17 protein-coding genes are annotated in these 16,585 nt (G+C 67.4%); 15 read left to right on the forward strand and 2 right to left on the reverse strand.

Going from position 1 to position 16,585, the window contains the following annotated elements:
- Positions 1-60 precede the first annotated feature (60 nt).
- The 12 genes from ABTU92_RS21550 (at position 61) to ABTU92_RS21605 (ending at position 12,311) form a co-directional block, all read left to right on the forward strand.
- The gene (locus tag ABTU92_RS21550) at positions 61-1,230 is read left to right on the forward strand and encodes a phosphoserine transaminase (protein ID WP_408093677.1); all 1,170 of its coding nucleotides are present in this window, start codon (positions 61-63) and stop codon (positions 1,228-1,230) included.
- A gap of 146 nt (positions 1,231-1,376) precedes the next feature.
- Positions 1,377-2,963, forward strand: coding sequence for a phosphoglycerate dehydrogenase (serA, locus tag ABTU92_RS21555; protein ID WP_408093678.1), 1,587 nt, complete (start codon positions 1,377-1,379; stop codon positions 2,961-2,963).
- A 526-nt stretch (positions 2,964-3,489) separates the two neighbouring features.
- On the forward strand, positions 3,490-3,912 hold the full coding sequence (locus tag ABTU92_RS21560; RefSeq protein ID WP_408093679.1) for a DUF485 domain-containing protein: 423 nt from the start codon (positions 3,490-3,492) through the stop codon (positions 3,910-3,912).
- Between the two features lie 5 nt (positions 3,913-3,917).
- Entirely contained in the window at positions 3,918-5,612 is a 1,695-nt protein-coding gene (locus tag ABTU92_RS21565) for a cation acetate symporter (protein WP_408093692.1), read from the forward strand.
- Between the two features lie 234 nt (positions 5,613-5,846).
- Positions 5,847-6,185, forward strand: coding sequence for a hypothetical protein (locus ABTU92_RS21570; protein WP_408093680.1), 339 nt, complete (start codon positions 5,847-5,849; stop codon positions 6,183-6,185).
- A gap of 64 nt (positions 6,186-6,249) precedes the next feature.
- Positions 6,250-7,461: a sodium ion-translocating decarboxylase subunit beta gene (locus ABTU92_RS21575; RefSeq protein ID WP_408093681.1), complete on the forward strand. Its 1,212-nt coding sequence runs from the start codon at positions 6,250-6,252 to the stop codon at positions 7,459-7,461.
- A gap of 181 nt (positions 7,462-7,642) precedes the next feature.
- Positions 7,643-8,077, forward strand: coding sequence for a secondary thiamine-phosphate synthase enzyme YjbQ (locus tag ABTU92_RS21580; RefSeq protein ID WP_408093682.1), 435 nt, complete (start codon positions 7,643-7,645; stop codon positions 8,075-8,077).
- Positions 8,078-8,102: 25 nt separating this feature from the next.
- Positions 8,103-9,395 (forward strand): RuBisCO large subunit C-terminal-like domain-containing protein, encoded by a 1,293-nt coding sequence (locus ABTU92_RS21585; protein ID WP_408093683.1) that lies wholly within the window; start codon positions 8,103-8,105, stop codon positions 9,393-9,395.
- 168 nt (positions 9,396-9,563) lie between these two features.
- Positions 9,564-10,007: a hypothetical protein gene (locus tag ABTU92_RS21590; protein ID WP_408093684.1), complete on the forward strand. Its 444-nt coding sequence runs from the start codon at positions 9,564-9,566 to the stop codon at positions 10,005-10,007.
- Positions 10,008-10,294: 287 nt separating this feature from the next.
- On the forward strand, positions 10,295-10,504 hold the full coding sequence (locus ABTU92_RS21595) for a hypothetical protein (protein ID WP_408093685.1): 210 nt from the start codon (positions 10,295-10,297) through the stop codon (positions 10,502-10,504).
- Positions 10,505-11,269: 765 nt separating this feature from the next.
- Positions 11,270-11,686 (forward strand): EF-hand domain-containing protein, encoded by a 417-nt coding sequence (locus tag ABTU92_RS21600; protein ID WP_408093686.1) that lies wholly within the window; start codon positions 11,270-11,272, stop codon positions 11,684-11,686.
- Positions 11,687-11,858: 172 nt separating this feature from the next.
- Complete coding sequence (locus tag ABTU92_RS21605) at positions 11,859-12,311, forward strand: hypothetical protein (protein WP_408093687.1); 453 nt, start codon at positions 11,859-11,861, stop codon at positions 12,309-12,311.
- Between the two features lie 94 nt (positions 12,312-12,405).
- On the opposite strand, the gene ABTU92_RS21610 is transcribed toward ABTU92_RS21605, so the two are convergent.
- Together ABTU92_RS21610 and ABTU92_RS21615 are read right to left on the reverse strand one after the other, a co-directional pair.
- Positions 12,406-12,687: a helix-turn-helix domain-containing protein gene (locus ABTU92_RS21610; RefSeq protein ID WP_408093693.1), complete on the reverse strand. Its 282-nt coding sequence runs from the start codon at positions 12,685-12,687 to the stop codon at positions 12,406-12,408.
- Positions 12,688-12,706: 19 nt separating this feature from the next.
- Positions 12,707-13,033, reverse strand: a complete 327-nt coding sequence (locus ABTU92_RS21615) for a type II toxin-antitoxin system RelE/ParE family toxin (protein ID WP_408093688.1) — start codon at positions 13,031-13,033, stop codon at positions 12,707-12,709.
- 65 nt (positions 13,034-13,098) lie between these two features.
- Here ABTU92_RS21615 and ABTU92_RS21620 point away from each other — a divergent pair, with 65 nt between their 5' ends.
- From ABTU92_RS21620 to ABTU92_RS21630, 3 genes are all read left to right on the forward strand, one after another.
- Positions 13,099-13,272 carry a hypothetical protein gene (locus ABTU92_RS21620; protein ID WP_408093689.1) on the forward strand — a complete coding sequence of 58 codons (174 nt, stop codon included), beginning with the start codon at positions 13,099-13,101 and terminating at the stop codon, positions 13,270-13,272.
- A gap of 232 nt (positions 13,273-13,504) precedes the next feature.
- Entirely contained in the window at positions 13,505-15,187 is a 1,683-nt protein-coding gene (locus tag ABTU92_RS21625) for a hypothetical protein (RefSeq protein ID WP_408093690.1), read from the forward strand.
- A 474-nt stretch (positions 15,188-15,661) separates the two neighbouring features.
- On the forward strand, positions 15,662-16,585 hold a 924-nt coding region (locus ABTU92_RS21630), incomplete at its 3' end, for an adenylosuccinate synthase (RefSeq protein WP_408093691.1).

Below are 16,585 nucleotides of genomic sequence, written 5' to 3' on the forward strand. Positions count from 1 at the left end.
ATTGCCGGCGGCGGGACACCCCTCCCCACCGAGGGGCGCCTATCTGAAAGGATAGTGATCATGACAGACGCTCCCGCCGCGCGTCCGCGCGTGCCCAATTTCTCGTCCGGCCCCTGCGCCAAGCGCCCCGGCTGGTCCCTCCAAAATCTGGCAGACGCGCCGCTCGGCCGCTCGCACCGTGCCAAGATCGGCAAGGCGAAGCTCGAGCGCGCCATCGAGCTGACCCGCACCGTGCTGAAGGTGCCGGCCGACTATCGCATCGGCATCGTCCCGGCGTCCGACACCGGCGCGGTCGAGATGGCGCTGTGGTCGCTGCTCGGTGCCCGCCCCGTCACCATGCTGGCCTGGGAATCGTTCGGCGAGGGCTGGGTGACGGACGTGACCAAGCAGCTCAAGCTGCAGAACGTCACGACCATGACGGCCGGCTACGGCGAGCTTCCCGATCTGAGCAAGGTCGACTGGTCGAACGACGTCGTCTTCACCTGGAACGGCACCACCTCGGGTGTGCGCGTGCCGAACGGCGACTGGATCGCCGCCGACCGCCAGGGTCTCGCGATCTGCGACGCGACCTCGGCCGCCTTCGCGCAGGATCTCGACTGGGCGAAGCTCGATGTCGTCACCTTCTCGTGGCAGAAGGTGCTGGGCGGCGAGGCCGCGCACGGCATGCTGATCCTGTCGCCCCGCGCGGTCGAGCGCCTGGTGACCTACAAGCCGGCCTGGCCGCTGCCGAAGATCTTCCGCATGACCTCGGGCGGCAAGCTCAACGAGGGCATCTTCAAGGGCGAGACCATCAACACGCCGTCGATGCTGTGCGTCGAGGACTATCTCGACGCCCTCGACTGGGCCGTGTCGATCGGCGGCCTCGAGGCGCTGTTCGCCCGCGCGAACGCCAATGCGCAGGCGATCGCGGACTGGGTCGCCAAGACACCGTGGGTCGATTTCCTCGCGACCGATCCGGCGATCCGCTCCAACACCTCGGTCTGCCTGAAGGTGGTGGACCCGGAGATCGCGGCGCTTTCCCCCGACGCGCAGGCGGCGTTCGCGAAGTCGCTCGCCTCGGCGGTCGAGAAGGAGGGCGTCGGCTACGATCTCGGCGCCTATCGCGACGCCCCTCCGGGCCTGCGAATCTGGTGCGGCGCCACCGTGGAGCGCGACGACGTCGTGGCGCTGACCGCCTGGCTCGACTGGGCCTTCGCCAAGACCAAGGCGGCACTCGCCAAGGCGGCGTGAGCCGCCGTCATTCCGGGGCGCGCGCCCGCGGCGCGCGAACCCGGAATCCAGCTCCATAGCAACACCGTCCCGTCGTGTTTCTGGATTCCGGCGCTCGCGGCTGCCGCCGCTCGGCCGGAATGACGGGTGAGCAAGGACATTTCACCATGGCTCCTCGCGTTCTCATTTCCGACGCGCTGTCTCCCGCCGCCGTCCAGATCTTCAAGGATCGCGGCATCGACGTCGACTTCCAGCCGGCGCTGGGCAAGGACAAGGACAAGCTCGCCGCGATCATCGGCGACTATGACGGCCTCGCGATCCGCTCGGCCACCAAGGCGACGGCGAAGATCATCGAGCAGGCCAAGAACCTGAAGGTGATCGGCCGCGCCGGCATCGGCGTCGACAATGTCGACATCCCGGCCGCGACCGCCAAGGGCATCATCGTGATGAACACGCCCTTCGGCAACTCGATCACCACGGCCGAGCACGCCATCACCATGATGCTCGCGCTCGCCCGCGAGATCCCGCAGGCCGACGCCTCGACCCAGGCCGGCAAGTGGGAGAAGAACCGCTTCATGGGCGTCGAGATCACCGGCAAGACGCTCGGTGTGATCGGCTGCGGCAACATCGGCTCGATCGTCGCCGACCGCGCCCACGGCCTGAAGATGAAGGTGATCGCCTTCGATCCGTTCCTGTCGCCGGAGCGCGCCGTGGCGATCGGCGTCGAGAAGGTCGAGCTGCCGGAGCTGTTCCGCCGCGCCGACTTCATCACCCTGCACACGCCGCTCACCGAGAAGACGAAGAACATCATCTCGGCCGAGGCCATCGCCGCGATGAAGAAGGGCGTGCGCATCGTCAACTGCGCCCGCGGCGGTCTCGTCGACGAGGCGGCCCTGCGCGCCGCCCTCGATTCCGGCCACGTCGCCGGTGCCGCCTTCGACGTGTTCACCGAGGAGCCGGCGACCGCGAACGTCCTGTTCGGCCATCCGAACGTGATCTGCACGCCGCATCTCGGCGCCTCGACGACCGAGGCGCAGGAGAACGTCGCCCTGCAGGTCGCCGAGCAGATGTCCGACTACCTGCTCCAGGGCGCGATCTCCAACGCCGTGAACTTCCCGAGCATCACGGCCGAGGAGGCGCCGCGCCTGAAGCCGATGGTGGAGCTCGCCGAGAAGCTCGGCTCGTTCGCCGGCCAGCTCACCGAGACCGGCCTCACCAAGGTGCAGATCACCTACGAGGGCGAGGTGGCGACCATGAACACCAAGGCGCTGACCTCGGCGGCGATCGCCGGGCTCCTGCGCCCGATGCTCCAGGACGTGAACTTCGTCTCGGCCCCCGTGATGGCCAAGGAGCGCGGCATCGTGGTCGAGGAGGTCACCCGCGAGCACGAGGGCGACTTCGAGAGCCTGATCACGGTCACGGTCGAGACCGAGCGGCGCACCCGCTCCGTGTCGGGCACCGTGTTCGCCGACGGCCGCCCGCGCATCGTCAACATCAAGGGCATCCGGATGGACGCGGAGTTCGGCAAGTCGATGCTCTACGTGACCAACGACGACGCGCCCGGCTTTATCGGCCGCTTCGCCTCGCTGCTCGGCGAGGCCGGCATCAACATCGCGACCTTCGCGCTGGGCCGTGACGCACCCGGCGGCAACGCCATCGCACTGGTCGAGGTCGACGGTGAGGTCCCGGCCGATCTCCTCGACAAGGTCGGCAAGATCCAGAACGTTCAGCAGGCCCGCGCCCTGCGGTTCTGATCTCGTCCGCACCGACGCAATGCCGACGGGCCCGCTCTGCGGGCCCGTTTTTTTGTGCGTGCGCAACGACGTAGACGGGTCGTTGCGGTCCGCTTGTGCCGGTGTTCGCAACAAGTGGCGCCGCGCCCCCTGCGAAAGTCTGCATCCATCCTCGTCCTCTCATGACAAAACGCAAAGCGGGTGCGGTCGCGATCTGATCCGATCGCGACCATTGCTTGTCGACACGCTCGCATTGGACTGCCGGCCCGGTCGGCCGGACACGCGGACCGCCGGTGCGGCTCCGCCCGCTGCCGAAAGAACACTTCCGGGACCAGACGGGCGACGTGATCAGATCGTCGACGCCGACGCCCCGGACCAGAGCCGACACGCCCAGCCGCGACCACGTCATGGCTGCGGTGTCGCATGTCGGCACGGATCGCATGTCGGTTCAGGCATGTCGGTCCGGGACGGCGGCCCGCAACGGGCCGAAGGGGAAACGTCGTGAGTCACGAGTGCAACGAGGACGCCATGAGGAGGAGGGACCGCCATGAGTGAGGCCGTCTATGCGCGCATCCGCGCCAATCCCAAGTTTCGGCAGCTCGTCGAGAGCCGCGGCCGGCTCGCCTGGACGCTGGCGAGTATCGTCCTCGTGGGGTTCTACGCCCTGGTGCTGACCATCGCGTTCGCGCCCGGCGTGATCGGCAGCCGGGTCGCTCCGGGCTCGACGCTCTCGGTCGGCATCGCGGCCGGGCTGTTCCAGTTCGTCTTCTTCTGGCTGCTCACCGCGCTCTATGTGAGCAAGGCGAACACCACCTACGACGCGCTCACCAGCGAGGTGGTGCAGGATGCGGTGGCGGCCGAGCTGGTCGCGAACCGCGAGGCGACCGCCAAGGAGGCGCTCGCCGCCGAGACGGTCGTCGCAGTCGTTCAAGAGCGGCCCCGCGAGGCTTCGGGAGGAGCACGCCGATGATCCGCATGTCCATGACCCGGAACACTGCGCGCTTCGGTGTCGGCGCGACCCTCGGCGCTCTCGCGGTGCTGCTCGCCGACCCGGCGCTCGCCGCCGGCCCGGCGCTCGACGGCGCCGCCAAGCAGGCGACCAACTGGCACGCCATCGCCATGTTCGTCGCTTTCGTCAGCCTGACGCTCGGCATCACCTACTGGGCCGCCAAGCGGACCCGCTCGGCCGCGCATTTCTACACGGCGGGCGGCGGCATCACGGGCCTGCAGAACGGCCTCGCGATCGCCGGCGACTACATGTCGGCCGCGACGCTCCTGGGCCTCACGGCCATGGTCTACACGACCGGCTACGACGGCTACATCTACATGATCGCCTTCTTCGTCGGCTGGCCGATCATCCTGTTCCTGATGGCCGAGCGGCTGCGCAATCTCGGCCGCTACACGTTCGCCGACATCACGTCCTATCGGCTCGACCAGGGCCGGGTGCGCACCATGGCGGCGGTGTCGTCGCTCACTGTCGTGTGCTTCTACCTGGTCGCCCAGATGGTCGGCGCCGGCCAGCTGATCAAGCTGCTGTTCGGTCTCGACTACGTCTACGCGCTGTTCATCGTCGGCGGCCTGATGATGATCTACGTCACCTTCGGCGGCATGGTCGCCACGACCTGGGTGCAGATCATCAAGGCGTGCATGCTGCTCGTCGGCGGCACCCTCGTGATGGTGCTGGCGATGAGCCGCTTCGGCTTCAGCTACGCCACCGTGGTGAACGAGGCGACGGCGGTCCACAAGCTCGGCTTCAAGCTGTTCCAGCCCGGCGCGCTGCTCGCCGATCCGGTCAACGCCGTGTCGCTCGGCATCGGCCTGATGTTCGGCACCGCCGGCCTGCCGCACATCCTCATGCGGTTCTTCACCGTCTCCGATGCCAAGGCGGCGCGGAAATCGGTGCTCTATGCATCCGGCTTCGTCGGCTACTTCTTCAACGTGATCTTCCTGATGGGGCTCTGCGCCATCGTCATCGTCGGCACCAACCCGGACTTCTTCGAGGGCGGGCAGATCGGCGGCAAGATCATCGGCGGCGGCAACATGGTGGTGATGCACCTCGCCAGCGCGGTCGGCGGCGATCTGCTGCTCGGCTTCCTGGCGGCGGTGGCCTTCGCCACCATCCTGGCCGTGGTGTCGGGCCTGGCGCTCGCCGGCGCCTCGGCGATCGGCCACGACCTCTACGCTCGCGTGATCATGAAGGGCAAGGCGACCGAGCAGGCGGAGCTGCGGATCTCCAAGTTCGCCTCGATCGGGCTCGGCCTCGTCGCCATCACGCTCGGCATCCTGTTCGAGAAGATGAACGTCGCCTTCATGGTCGGCCTCGCCTTCGGCATCGCCGCCTCGGCGAACTTCCCCGTCCTGATCCTGTCGATGTACTGGCGGGGACTGACGACGCGCGGCGCCGTGATCGGCGGCTACACCGGGCTCGTCTGCGCCGTGGTGCTGGTGGTGCTGTCCAAGCTCGTCTGGGTGCAGGTGCTCGGCTTCGCCAAGCCGATCGTGCCCTACGACCAGCCGGCGCTGTTCTCGATGCCGCTCGCCTTCCTGGTGACGATCGTCGTTTCCAAGCTCGATCGCAGCCGCCAGGCCGCGGCCGAGAAGGCGGCGTTCGAGGACCAGTATGTCCGGGCCCAGACCGGCTTCGGCGCCGCCGGCGCGACGGCCCACTGAACGGCCGCGACGACCGGTCGCACGACTGCGGGCCCTCTCGCGACGCGAGGGGGCCCTCTCGCGTCGCCGGGCGATCGGAATGTCCAGCCCGGTGTCACGCTCTCGTCAGCGGCGTCCGTAAAAGGGGTTGCCGCGCGGCCTGACGCATCGCACACTCAAGGAGAATCGCAACCGCGAAACGGGACTCGGCTGCATGTGCATCGGCGCACGCGCGGCCTGCGACGGAGCATGCTCATGGCACACCTCGCCCTCTCGGCGCTCGGCAAGGGGCTGTTCTCGTTCGTGCTGATGGCCGTGCTGGCGGCGATCTGCGCCGTCATCATCCGTGGGATCGTGCTCGTGCTGGCTCGCTCCCGGCCGAAGGCGCCGGTCGTCGCGCCGCAGCTGACCGTACCGATGCCGAAACCGGTGGGCGAGGAGGAATCGGACATCGTCGCCGCCGTGATCGCCGCCGCCGGCCATGTGGTGTCGACTCCGCACCGCATCGTCTATCTCGCGGAGCAGACGCGCAGCGCGAACTGGATCAGCGAGGTCCGCGCGCGCCATCACGGCGGGCACAGCCCGCGCCGCTGACACGAGCCCGCACCGCGGGCCCCCGCTCCACGCAACCCGTCCGAGTCCAGCAGAGCGCACCGGCATGCCCGATATCGCCTTTCTCGACCTGTTCCAGGGCATCGCCACGCTCGTGCAGGCGGAACCCAGCATCCTGATCGGCCGCATCGCCTTGATGGCGCTCGGCGTGCTGTTGATCTATCTCGGCCAGAAGGGCGTCCTCGAGGCACTGCTGATGATCCCGATGGGACTCGGCATGGCGACCGTCAACGCCGCCGTGCTGTTCCTGCCGGGCGGCAAGACCGGCACGCTGTTCCTCGATCCGCTCGCCTCCGGCACCGACGAGGTGATGGCCCAGCTGCAGGTCGACTGGCTGCAGCCGATCTACACCTTCGCGTTCTCCAACGGCCTGATCGCCTGCCTGGTGTTCCTCGGCATCGGCACGCTGCTCGACGTCGGCTACGTGATGCAGCGGCCGTTCCGGTCGATGTTCCTCGCCGTCTGTGGCGAGCTCGGCACCCTGGTCGTCTTTCCGCTCGGCGTGCTGATGGGTTTGACCGACAAGCAAGCCGCTGCGACGGCGACCATCGGCGGCGCCGACGGCCCGATGGTGCTGTTCACCTCGCTCATTCTCGCACCCGAGATCTTCGTGCCCATCACCGTGGTCGGCTATCTGTATCTCGGCCTCACCTATGGCGGCTATCCGTATCTCATAAAGCTGCTGGTCCCGAAGCGCCTGCGCGCCATCGCGATGCCGCCCGACACCAGGCGGCCGATCACGGCGAGCGAGAAGATGGTCTTCGCCGTGGTCGCCTGCCTGCTCCTGTCGCTGCTCTTTCCGGTCGCCGCGCCGCTGTTCCTGTCGCTGTTCCTCGGCGTCATCGTGCGCGAGAGCGGGCTCTCGTATTTCTACGACCTGTTCTCCAATCAAATTCTCTACGGTGCGACCTTCTTCCTCGGGCTGGTGCTCGGCGTTCTGTGCGAGGCGAGCACCATCCTCAATCCCAAGGTGCTGATCCTGCTGGTGCTCGGCATCGTCGCGCTCACCTTCTCGGCGCTCGGCGGCCTCGCCGGCGGCTACGTGCTGTATTGGCTGTCGGGCGGCAAGTACAATCCGGTGATCGGCATCGCCGCCGTCTCCTGCGTGCCGACCACCGCCAAGGTGGCCCAGAAGGTGGTGACGGAGGCGAACAAGAACGCCATCGTGCTGCCGCATGCGCTCGGCGCCAGCATCTCGGGCGTCATCACCAGCGCGATCTTCGCAGCCGTCCTGGTGAGCGTTCTGAAGGCCGGCTGAGGCCGCGCGCGGCGGACGCCGCGGGCGCGAGCCGGCGCAACCCATCCGGCCGTGCGCCCGGACGGACCGAACCGGTTTGCCACCCGGTGTCGAGCGCGATAGACAGGGAGGCTCGGGGATTGCGCCCCGGGTCTTCGGCCCGCAGCCCGGCTTATCGGGCGCAGCCGCACGGAACGGGCCCATGCGAATTCTCAGGCACAGGATCACGATCGCCACCACGGCGCCGATCGAGATCATCGACCTCACGCCGCAGGTGCGCGACTGGCTCGCCGGCACCGGCGTCGCCGACGGCCTGCTCACCGTGACGACGCTCCACACCACGGCGCGGCTGAACGTCAACGAGCGCGAGGAGCGGCTCCAGCGCGACATGGTGACGTTCCTGAAACGCCTGGTGCCGCGCGACGGCGACTACTTGCACAATCTCGACACGGTCGACGGCCGCGACAACGCCCACTCGCATCTCGTCGGCCTGTTCATGAGCTCGACCGAGAGCATCCCGGTCGCCGACGGACGGATGGTGCTGGGCGACTGGCAGGCGATCTTCTTCGTCGAGCTCGACGGACCGCGCGAGCGGCGGACGATCGAGCTGCAAGTCTTGGGCGCGGACAAGTCTTGAGTACTGACAAGTCTTGGAGGCGTGAGTGAACACGGACGACATCGCAGGCTTCTTCGCGCGCCGGCAGGACCTCGATCCGGAGGCGTATCTCGAGCTCGACTTCGCCTTCGAATGCGCCGGCGACCCGCGCGAGGCGGCTGCGCATCTGGCGAGCGAGCAGTCGACGGCGCAGTGGCGCCGCGTCGGGTTCGACGAGGATTTTCGGCCGCGCTTCGCGGCCAAGGTGGTGGAGCTGGACGCGACGCCGCGTGAGAACTTCAGCGTGCCGGTGGACGGCGTCTCTGCCACCGACGTGCATCATGTGCGGGTGACGCTCGCGCATCCGCACGGCAATTTCGGGCCGCGGCTGCCCAACCTGCTCTCCGCCGTGTGCGGGGAGGGCGTGTTCTTCGTCCCGAAAATCCCGCTGATCCGGCTCCTCGACATCCGCTTTCCGGCGTCGTTCCTCGAAGCCTTCGCGGGGCCGCGCTTCGGCATCGCGGGGCTTCGTGATCTGCTGCGCGCCTACGACCGGCCGATCTTCTTCGGCGTCATCAAGCCGAACATCGGCCTGCCGGCCGAACCCTTCGCCGAGATCGGCTACCAGGCGATGGCGGGCGGGCTCGACATCGCCAAGGACGACGAGATGCTGGCCGACGCGCCGTGGTGTCCGCTCGGCGAGCGCGCCGCGCTCCTCGGCGAGGCCGCGCGAAAGGCGAGCGAGGAGACGGGCGAGCCGAAGATCTATCTCGCCAACATCACCGACGAGGTCGACCGGCTGATCCCGCTGCACGATCTCGCGGTGGCGCGCGGCGCCGGCGCCGTGCTGGTCAACGCCATGCCGGTCGGGCTGTCGGCGGTGCGGATGCTGCGCGCCCATGCGAGCGTGCCGCTGATCGCGCATTTCCCCTTCGTCGCGTCGTTCGCGCGGCTGCCCTGGTACGGCATCCATTCGCGCGTGCCGACGCGGCTGCAGCGCCTCGCCGGCTTCGACGCCGTGATCATGCCGGGCTTCGGGCCGCGCATGATGACGCCGGAGGCCGAGGTGCAGGACTGCATCCGCGCCTGCCTGGAGCCGATGGGCGATATCCTGCCGAGCCTGCCGGTGCCGGGCGGCAGCGACTCGGCCGCGACGCTCGAGCGGGTTTTTGCGAAGGTCGGCGGCGTCGATTTCGGCTTCGTGCCGGGGCGCGGCGTGTTCGGCCATCCGATGGGGCCGACGGCGGGGGCGAAGAGCCTGCGCCAGGCCTGGGACGCGATCGCGGCCGGCGTGCCGGTGGCGGAGCGCGCCGCCAAACACCCCGAGCTCGCCGCCGCGCTCGCCGCCTTCGGGGGCTGACCCGGCGCGCCGCCGTCGCGGCGCCGCTGCGGCCGTCGGCGGATCTTGACCCGGGTCAATGCGGCGCGCCGGCACGGGTGCGAGCCGGAACCCTGATACGCCGCGACCCGGTTCGCCGGCGGAGCAGCAAGGCCCGGCGGCCACCGCGGTTCTCCGCAGGAGGTGCCCATGCGCGCCCTCGTCCGCTGTGCCGCCGATCTCTCCGTGAAGCTCTCGATGCGCCGGCCGTGCCGGCCGATGTGGCGGCGCGCCGGGATCGCCGCCGCGGCGATCCTCGTGGCGTCGGTCGTCGTGCTGCTGCTCGGTCTGTCCGGGCCGGCGGCCGCGCGTCCGCCCGGCCTCGGCGACGGCGGCAGCGTGCCGCGCGTCTGCACGGGCGGGCGGCACTGGGATCCGGTGCAGCGGCGCTGCGTCTGCGCCAGCGGTGCGGTATGGAACGCGGCACGCGGCGGCTGCTATCGGCCGGCCCCGGCACCGCCGCCGACCTGCTCGGGCGGCCGCCGCTGGAACCCCTCCGCGGGGCGCTGCGTCTGCCCGCCCGACCGGCCCTACTGGAACCCGAAGAAGCAGGAGTGCTTCCGCGATCCGTCGCCGCAACCGCCGCCGCGCTGAGCGACCGGCGAGGCGCGCCGTCGGGCGCGCCGGGCTCGGTCAGTCGCGTCGGTTCGGCGCCGGCGCGGCGCGGGGCCGTGACAGGACTGTCACGCATGCGCAACATAAGGCGCCGTGAAGCCGCTATTCAGGAAATTTAATTAGTGGCGGTATACTGATTGTGGCACATTGTGCCCAATCCGTCCCGTGGCGTGACAGCCGCGTGACGGCAGCGCCGCCCCGGACGCTTCTCGAGAGGCCTCTCCGGCCACTGTGGCGCTCGTGAAAAACCGGGAAGGGGAAACGCCATGCGCCAAGACGACCATCGGCTCGACACCCGCCGTCGGCACGACACCACCTGCCGCACCTGCGGCACCCCGGTCGCCGCCCCGGTCTTCTTCGACACCCGCGGCCACCACTACTGCTCGCCCGACTGCGGCGAGAATGTCGGCCTCGCGCATGCCCACGCACACCTCCATGCGCATGGCCACGCGCCCGCCGCGATGGAGATGCGCTGAGCCGCCGGGCACGCCCGATCCCTCCGCGACGCGCGTCTCGCGCCCGGGCTTTACCCATGACCCGTGCCCTCGGCCCAAGAAACCGAGGGGAGCGGAGCGCCGAGAGGCGCGTCCGTTGTGGCGCCCTCTCGCGAGGGCGTGGCGCGCATCGCGGCGAACGATGCGCGACGCCTGTCGGCGCTCCGCTGGTGGCGTCTCTGCGGTCTCGGGCTCGTAATCGCGGGCGTCGCAACCACGACGGCGGCGGTCCGGCGTCGCGCTCTGCGGACGCTCCGGGTCCCTCGGGGTGTCGAAGTCCCAAAGGTCATGGCGGGAGCATGATCTTTCCGAAAACCGGAGACCACTTTTCGGGATCATGCTCCGGCCCGGCGGCGCACTCCCGAGCCGCCCGGGAGCCCGGCTGACGCGGCCGGGCGCGCGGGCGCCACATGCGCCGGCGGTTTTACCGTTGCTCCGGCGTCCGGCTTTTCCGGCGGGTCCGCCCCGCCCTTGGTGCGTTTTTCCGCGCCCGGTGCCCCGGAGCGCAAAAACCGCACGTCGCCGGCCTGCCCCATCGCCCGACGTCGCCGGTCGACGCCCTTCGACGGGCAGGACGGGGCCGTGTGTAGCGGTAGATAGGAATAAAGTCAAGGAGGCGCCGAGGCGGCGCAACCTGTAGGATAATTGGAGCCGAACGCGACACCCATCCTACGGGCTGGACGATCGGAACACCGTCGTGACCCCGGGCATATGGAAGACGAGCATCGAGACAACAGGAGTTCATCGATGAAGACGCTGATCACCGTTTCCGTACTGGCCGCGGCCTCGGTTCTCGGCATCGCGGCCGTCGCAGCCCAGCCGGCCGGGTCGAACATGCCTGGCGCGGGCGGGACGTCGCAGTCGGGGCCGAGCGGCGGCGGCATGATGCCGGGCATGATGGGACAGGCCGGACCGAGCGGAGGTCCCATGGGGATGGGCATGATGGGCGCGGGGATGATGGGCCGTGGCATGATGCGGCCCGGCATGACCCGGATGATGGTCGTCATGATGGACGCGAACGGCGACGGCACCGTCTCTCTCGACGAGTTCCAGGCCGTGCATGCGCGCATGTTCAAGGCCATGGACGCGAACGGCGACGGCAAGCTGACCGCCGACGAGGTGTCGGCGTTCCACGGAGGCGCTGGTTCGAGCGGCTCGAAATGACAGGTCGGAAGGCGATCTGCCCGGAGTCGGACCGGCATTTCAATATCGCCGGTTGCATCTGGCCGTGCAGGATGGACAGCTCGTAGGATGGGTGGAGCGAAGCGATACCCATCATCCGGCCGCGTCCGGGAGTCGTTGGGTATAGCTTCACCCATCCGTTGGGCTGCAGCTCGTGAGCGTGCCGCACGCCGACCACCGGGCGATGTTCTTGGATCGGCTCGACACGCTGTTCGGGGCGGCCATGGTCGCCCGCAGCCGGGTGGTCCGCGGCGCCTCGGAGGACTGGACGTTCGACGCCGTCGTCGAGAGGGCCGGCCGCCTCGCCCTGTTCGAGCTGGTGCCACCGCACGCGGTGGCGGTCGGCGGCGCGGTGACGAAAGTCCTCGACATCCGCGACCTCGGCGACAACGCCCCCGGCCGCATCGCCGTCCTCGGCGACAAGGCCGCGACCCCTCACCCGCGGTGCTATCGCGCACCGCCACCATCGTCGCCGCCGACGATCCCGACACGGTCCTGGCCGCAGCGGCGTGAGGATGGCCGCAGCGCCGTAGCCCGGGGTGAGCGCAGCGAAACCCGGGATCCTTTGGCGGATGCCCGGACGAGACGATTCCCGGATTTCTCGTAGGATGGGTGGAGCGAAGCGATACCCATCGAGCGACGTTGCAGGGAAAGTGATGGGTATCGCCTTCGGCTCCACCCATCCTACGGGCTGCGCTCGCTCACGCCGCGGCGTCGATCTCGATTCTGACCGAGAGGCCGGCCGGCACGGCGAGATTGACCAGGGCGTCGAGGCTGAACTTCTCCACCCGTCCGCGCAGAAGATCGTTGAGCCGCGGCTGGGTGAGCCCGAGCCGCCGCGCCGCCTCGGCCTGGGCGACGCCCCACGCCTCGACCCGGCCGCGCAGCGCGATCATCAAGGCCGAGCGCGCCCGCATGTTGGCCGCCTGGGCGGCCGTGTCCTCGAGGGCATCCCAAACGCTCTCGAAGTCTTGGGCATCCATCTCGTTTCGCGAGTCCATGTCAGGGCCTCCGGAGGTCGCGCAGCCGCCGAGCCGCGAGGTCGATGTCTCTGGTGTCGGTCTGCCGGGTCTTTTTCTGGAAGGCGTGCAGGACGACGATGCGGTCCGCGAAGGTCGCGACATAGATCACCCGGAACGCGCCGGCGCGCTCCCGAATGCGGATTTCGCGCACCCCGGGGCCGATCGAGGCCATCGGCTTCCAATCGTCCGGGTCGAGGCCGTGCTGGACCCGGTCGAGCTGATAGCCGGCGGCCCGCCGTGCGCCGTCGGGAAAGTCCCGCAGCCGGGCGAGCGAGTCGCCGACGAATGCGACCGGCTTGAACCGCATGATCCTGTTTATATCAAAACCGATATAGGGGCAATCCGATCGGAACGCCGCCGCACGCGGTCGCGGTGGCGGTCGGCAGCGCGGTGACGAAATTCCTCGATATCCGCGACCTCGGCGACAACGCCCCCGGCCGCATCGCCGTCCTCGGCGACAAGGCCGCGACCCCGCACCTCGCGGTGCTGTCGCGCACCGCCGTCGCCGCCGACGATCCCGACACGCTCTTGGCCGCAGCGGCGTGAGAATGGCCGCAGCGCCATAGCCCGGGTCGAGCGCAGCGAAACCCGGGATCTTCGGCGCAGGCCCGGACGAGAGGAGCCCCGGAATTTGCTGCGCTCGATCCGGGCTACCCTTGATGGAGGCCGATCCGCCTTGACAGTGGGTTCTTTGCATTCCTAATGGTTGAAGAAGAGATGGGATGCCCGCCCGATGCCGAAGAAGAGCCTCGCCTAAAGAATTTGCGGGAGAGGCGAAATGCGGCAGAGCATGAAGTTTTCACGACTGTCCCTGCTGTCTCGCAAAGAGCGGCGCGGATTGCAAATCGAATTCAAGAAGCCGCAGACATTATTGGTAGCAGGAAACGGGTTCGGAAAGTCGGCCATTCTGAAAAGTCTGTATGAGACACTTGGTGCTAAACCTCATAAAGTGGATAAGCCTTGGCAAAGCGCGGAAGTAACCTCTCTTCTCGAGTTCTCTATTGACGGTGATGAGTATGCGGCACTGAAGGTTGATGGCACGTACTCCGTGTTCGATCGAAAGGGCAATCGTCTCATATCAACGAATCATGTTGTTGCTGAACTTTCGCCATTTTACGCGGAGCTGTTCGACTTCAGGCTTGTGCTTGCCGATAAGAAGGATCAAATTAGAACGCCTCCGCCATCCTATCTCTTTGCTCCGTTCTATGTTGATCAGGATAGAGGCTGGCAGAAGCCGTGGGACTCTTTCAAAGACTTCGGAATGTTTCCTGGGTCGGCAAAGGCGTTGTCCGAATATCATAGCGGTTTGAAGGCGAATGAATACTATAAGGCAAAAGCAGAGCGCGATCGGGCATCCGTCTCTCTCGTCGGGATCGGTGCCGAACAGCGGGCTGTGGCGCAAGCATTAGAGCAGTTTCGCAACAGGATGCAGGGCGCGGTGCTCACGTTTGATTTAGCCGCGTTTACAAAGGAAACCGACCAGCTTGTAGCCGAGTCGCAAATTCTGCATCGTGAACAGGCCTATTACCGAACCGAACTCGCCCGATTAAATGAGGAGCATCAATTATGGCAAGATCACGTTGCGGTCATCGATGCTGGGTTGAGGGAAGTCAGCGAGACATTCTCGGCTTCGATTGGTCATCCTCCTGACGTTGAATGCCCCATGTGCGGGCAGCATTATAATAATCACATCGCGGATCAATTTGATCTCAAGGCCGATGAGAGTGAACTCTTGCTGGCGTTGGAATCAGGGCGAGCCCAAGTAAGTTCTGTATCGGCGCGGATCGCCGAACAAAGGCGAGCGCTGGATCGAATTGGTGCGGTAATTAACGATGTACAAGCTGTCCTTGCAATACGCCATCAGCAGGTAACTTTCAAGGATGTAATTAAAGCGGAGGGAAGGAATGAAGCGGTTAGGGTGCTTCAGGAACAGCTTGGATCGCTTGATTCGAGATGCGGAGAAATTCGGCGACTGATCGAAGACTGCGAGATAAGGATGAAGGCTGCGATCAGTCGCGACCGAAAGCGCGCCATCGAGGGGCTGTTCGTTCGGTCTCTAATCGCATCTGCAGAAAATCTTGATGTACGTCTGTCAGATAAGAAGAGCATTGCTGGGGTAAATATGGGACGAGGCAGCGAGGGGCCGCGAGCCTTGGCGGCTTATTATTACGCTTTCCTTCATGTTGTGCATGAGTACGGAAGCAGCGCATATTGTCCAATTGTAATCGATGCGCCAAATCAGCAGGGACAAGATCGACGCCATCTCCCAAAGATGATGAATTTTTTGCTTACGCAGATGCCTCCAAATTCACAAGTAATTATAGCTTCCGAAGCCGTTACTGGAGCGTATGGCGATGCTGTTGATGTTCAAGAAATTGGTTGGCGGAAAGACCAGGTTCTTAGAGAGGCCGAATATGCGCGAGTCGCGCAGACAATAGCGCCGTACATCAGAATACTCTGATATCGCATCTGAATTGGTGGCGCCCACCGCACTGCTCCCCACGCCCATCCGCCCCCCGCGCCGCCCTCTCGACCTCCCCGCCGCGGCGCGCTACACCGCGGCACGGCGGTTCGGACTCGCGCCGGCGGCTGGATTCTTCTAGAGAATTCGGTCGGAGGGGTGACCCGGCCCTCCCGCGGCCGTCCCCCGTCGGTTCCCGCGACAGCGTTTTTCTCGCCGCCGGCCGCTTGCCGACCTTTCGGGTCCGGCACGGGGGCCGGATCGTCCGCGTGCCTAAAGCCGCTCGGCCGCAAGGACGTGGATGGCCGGGACGAGCCCGGCCATGACGGAGGGGGGCGCTCCTGCCCGCCGTCGACCTCGATCTCGGCCCGGCCTCGCCGGGCGCACCATCGCCCAGGGGGCGGACAACACGCCGCGGCCGCGCGCCCCGAACCCGGGACGGCGGCGGCCCGGCCCGAAAGACAGAAGGCTGACATGGCGAACGTCGTGGTCGTCGGTTCCCAGTGGGGCGACGAAGGCAAGGGCAAGATCGTCGACTGGCTCTCCGAGCAGGCGGACGTCGTGGTGCGGTTCCAGGGCGGCCACAATGCCGGCCACACGCTCGTCATCGACGGCACCACCTACAAGATGTCGCTGCTGCCGTCGGGCGTGGTGCGCGGAAAACTGTCGGTGATCGGCAACGGCGTGGTGCTGGATCCGCGCGCCCTCGTCGAGGAGATCGACCGGCTGAACGGGCAGGGTGTCGGCCTCACGCCCGAGACGCTGCGGATCGCCGAGAACACCTCGCTCATCCTGTCGCTGCACCAGGAGCTCGACGCCAACCGCGAGGCGGCGGCGAGCGCCCAGACGCGGCTCGGCACGACCAAGCGCGGCATCGGCCCGGCCTACGAGGACAAGGTGGGGCGGCGCGCCATCCGCCTGATGGATCTGGCCGACCTCGAGTCGCTCACCCCGAAGATCGAGCGGCTCTTGGTGCACCACAACGCGCTGCGGCGCGGCCTCGGGCTGCCCGAGTACGACCCGAAGGCGCTCTACGACGAGCTCGCGGCCGTCGCGCCGAAAGTGCTGCCCTACATGGATTCGGTGTGGGTGCTGCTCGACCAGGTGCGCCGCGAGGGGAAAAGAATCCTGTTCGAGGGCGCGCAGGGCGCGCTGCTCGACATCGATCACGGCACCTATCCGTTCGTCACCTCGTCCAACACGGTGGCGGGGCAGGCGGCGACCGGCTCGGGCCTCGGCCCGTCGGCGGTCGGCTACGTGCTCGGCATCTGCAAGGCCTACACGACGCGGGTCGGCGCCGGCCCGTTCCCGACCGAGCAGGACAACGAGATCGGCCGGCTGATCGGCGATCGCGGCCACGAGTTCGGCACCGTCACGGGCCGCCGGCGGCGCTGCGGC

The sequence above is a fragment of the Rhodoplanes sp. SY1 genome, from assembly GCF_046000175.1.
Taxonomy (GTDB): Bacteria; Pseudomonadota; Alphaproteobacteria; order Rhizobiales; family Xanthobacteraceae; genus Rhodoplanes.

What these genes read in the sequence shown, in the direction of transcription:
- ABTU92_RS21550 (WP_408093677.1), top strand. Translation starts at nt 61, where the DNA reads ATGACAGACGCTCCCGCCGCGCGTCCGCGCGTGCCCAATTTCTCGTCC.
- serA (WP_408093678.1), top strand. Translation starts at nt 1,377, where the DNA reads ATGGCTCCTCGCGTTCTCATTTCCGACGCGCTGTCTCCCGCCGCCGTC.
- ABTU92_RS21560 (WP_408093679.1), top strand. Translation starts at nt 3,490, where the DNA reads ATGAGTGAGGCCGTCTATGCGCGCATCCGCGCCAATCCCAAGTTTCGG.
- ABTU92_RS21565 (WP_408093692.1), top strand. Translation starts at nt 3,918, where the DNA reads ATGTCCATGACCCGGAACACTGCGCGCTTCGGTGTCGGCGCGACCCTC.
- ABTU92_RS21570 (WP_408093680.1), top strand. Translation starts at nt 5,847, where the DNA reads ATGGCACACCTCGCCCTCTCGGCGCTCGGCAAGGGGCTGTTCTCGTTC.
- ABTU92_RS21575 (WP_408093681.1), top strand. Translation starts at nt 6,250, where the DNA reads ATGCCCGATATCGCCTTTCTCGACCTGTTCCAGGGCATCGCCACGCTC.
- ABTU92_RS21580 (WP_408093682.1), top strand. Translation starts at nt 7,643, where the DNA reads ATGCGAATTCTCAGGCACAGGATCACGATCGCCACCACGGCGCCGATC.
- ABTU92_RS21590 (WP_408093684.1), top strand. Translation starts at nt 9,564, where the DNA reads ATGCGCGCCCTCGTCCGCTGTGCCGCCGATCTCTCCGTGAAGCTCTCG.
- ABTU92_RS21595 (WP_408093685.1), top strand. Translation starts at nt 10,295, where the DNA reads ATGCGCCAAGACGACCATCGGCTCGACACCCGCCGTCGGCACGACACC.
- ABTU92_RS21600 (WP_408093686.1), top strand. Translation starts at nt 11,270, where the DNA reads ATGAAGACGCTGATCACCGTTTCCGTACTGGCCGCGGCCTCGGTTCTC.
- ABTU92_RS21610 (WP_408093693.1), bottom strand. Translation starts at nt 12,687, where the DNA reads ATGGATGCCCAAGACTTCGAGAGCGTTTGGGATGCCCTCGAGGACACG.
- ABTU92_RS21615 (WP_408093688.1), bottom strand. Translation starts at nt 13,033, where the DNA reads ATGCGGTTCAAGCCGGTCGCATTCGTCGGCGACTCGCTCGCCCGGCTG.
- ABTU92_RS21625 (WP_408093690.1), top strand. Translation starts at nt 13,505, where the DNA reads ATGCGGCAGAGCATGAAGTTTTCACGACTGTCCCTGCTGTCTCGCAAA.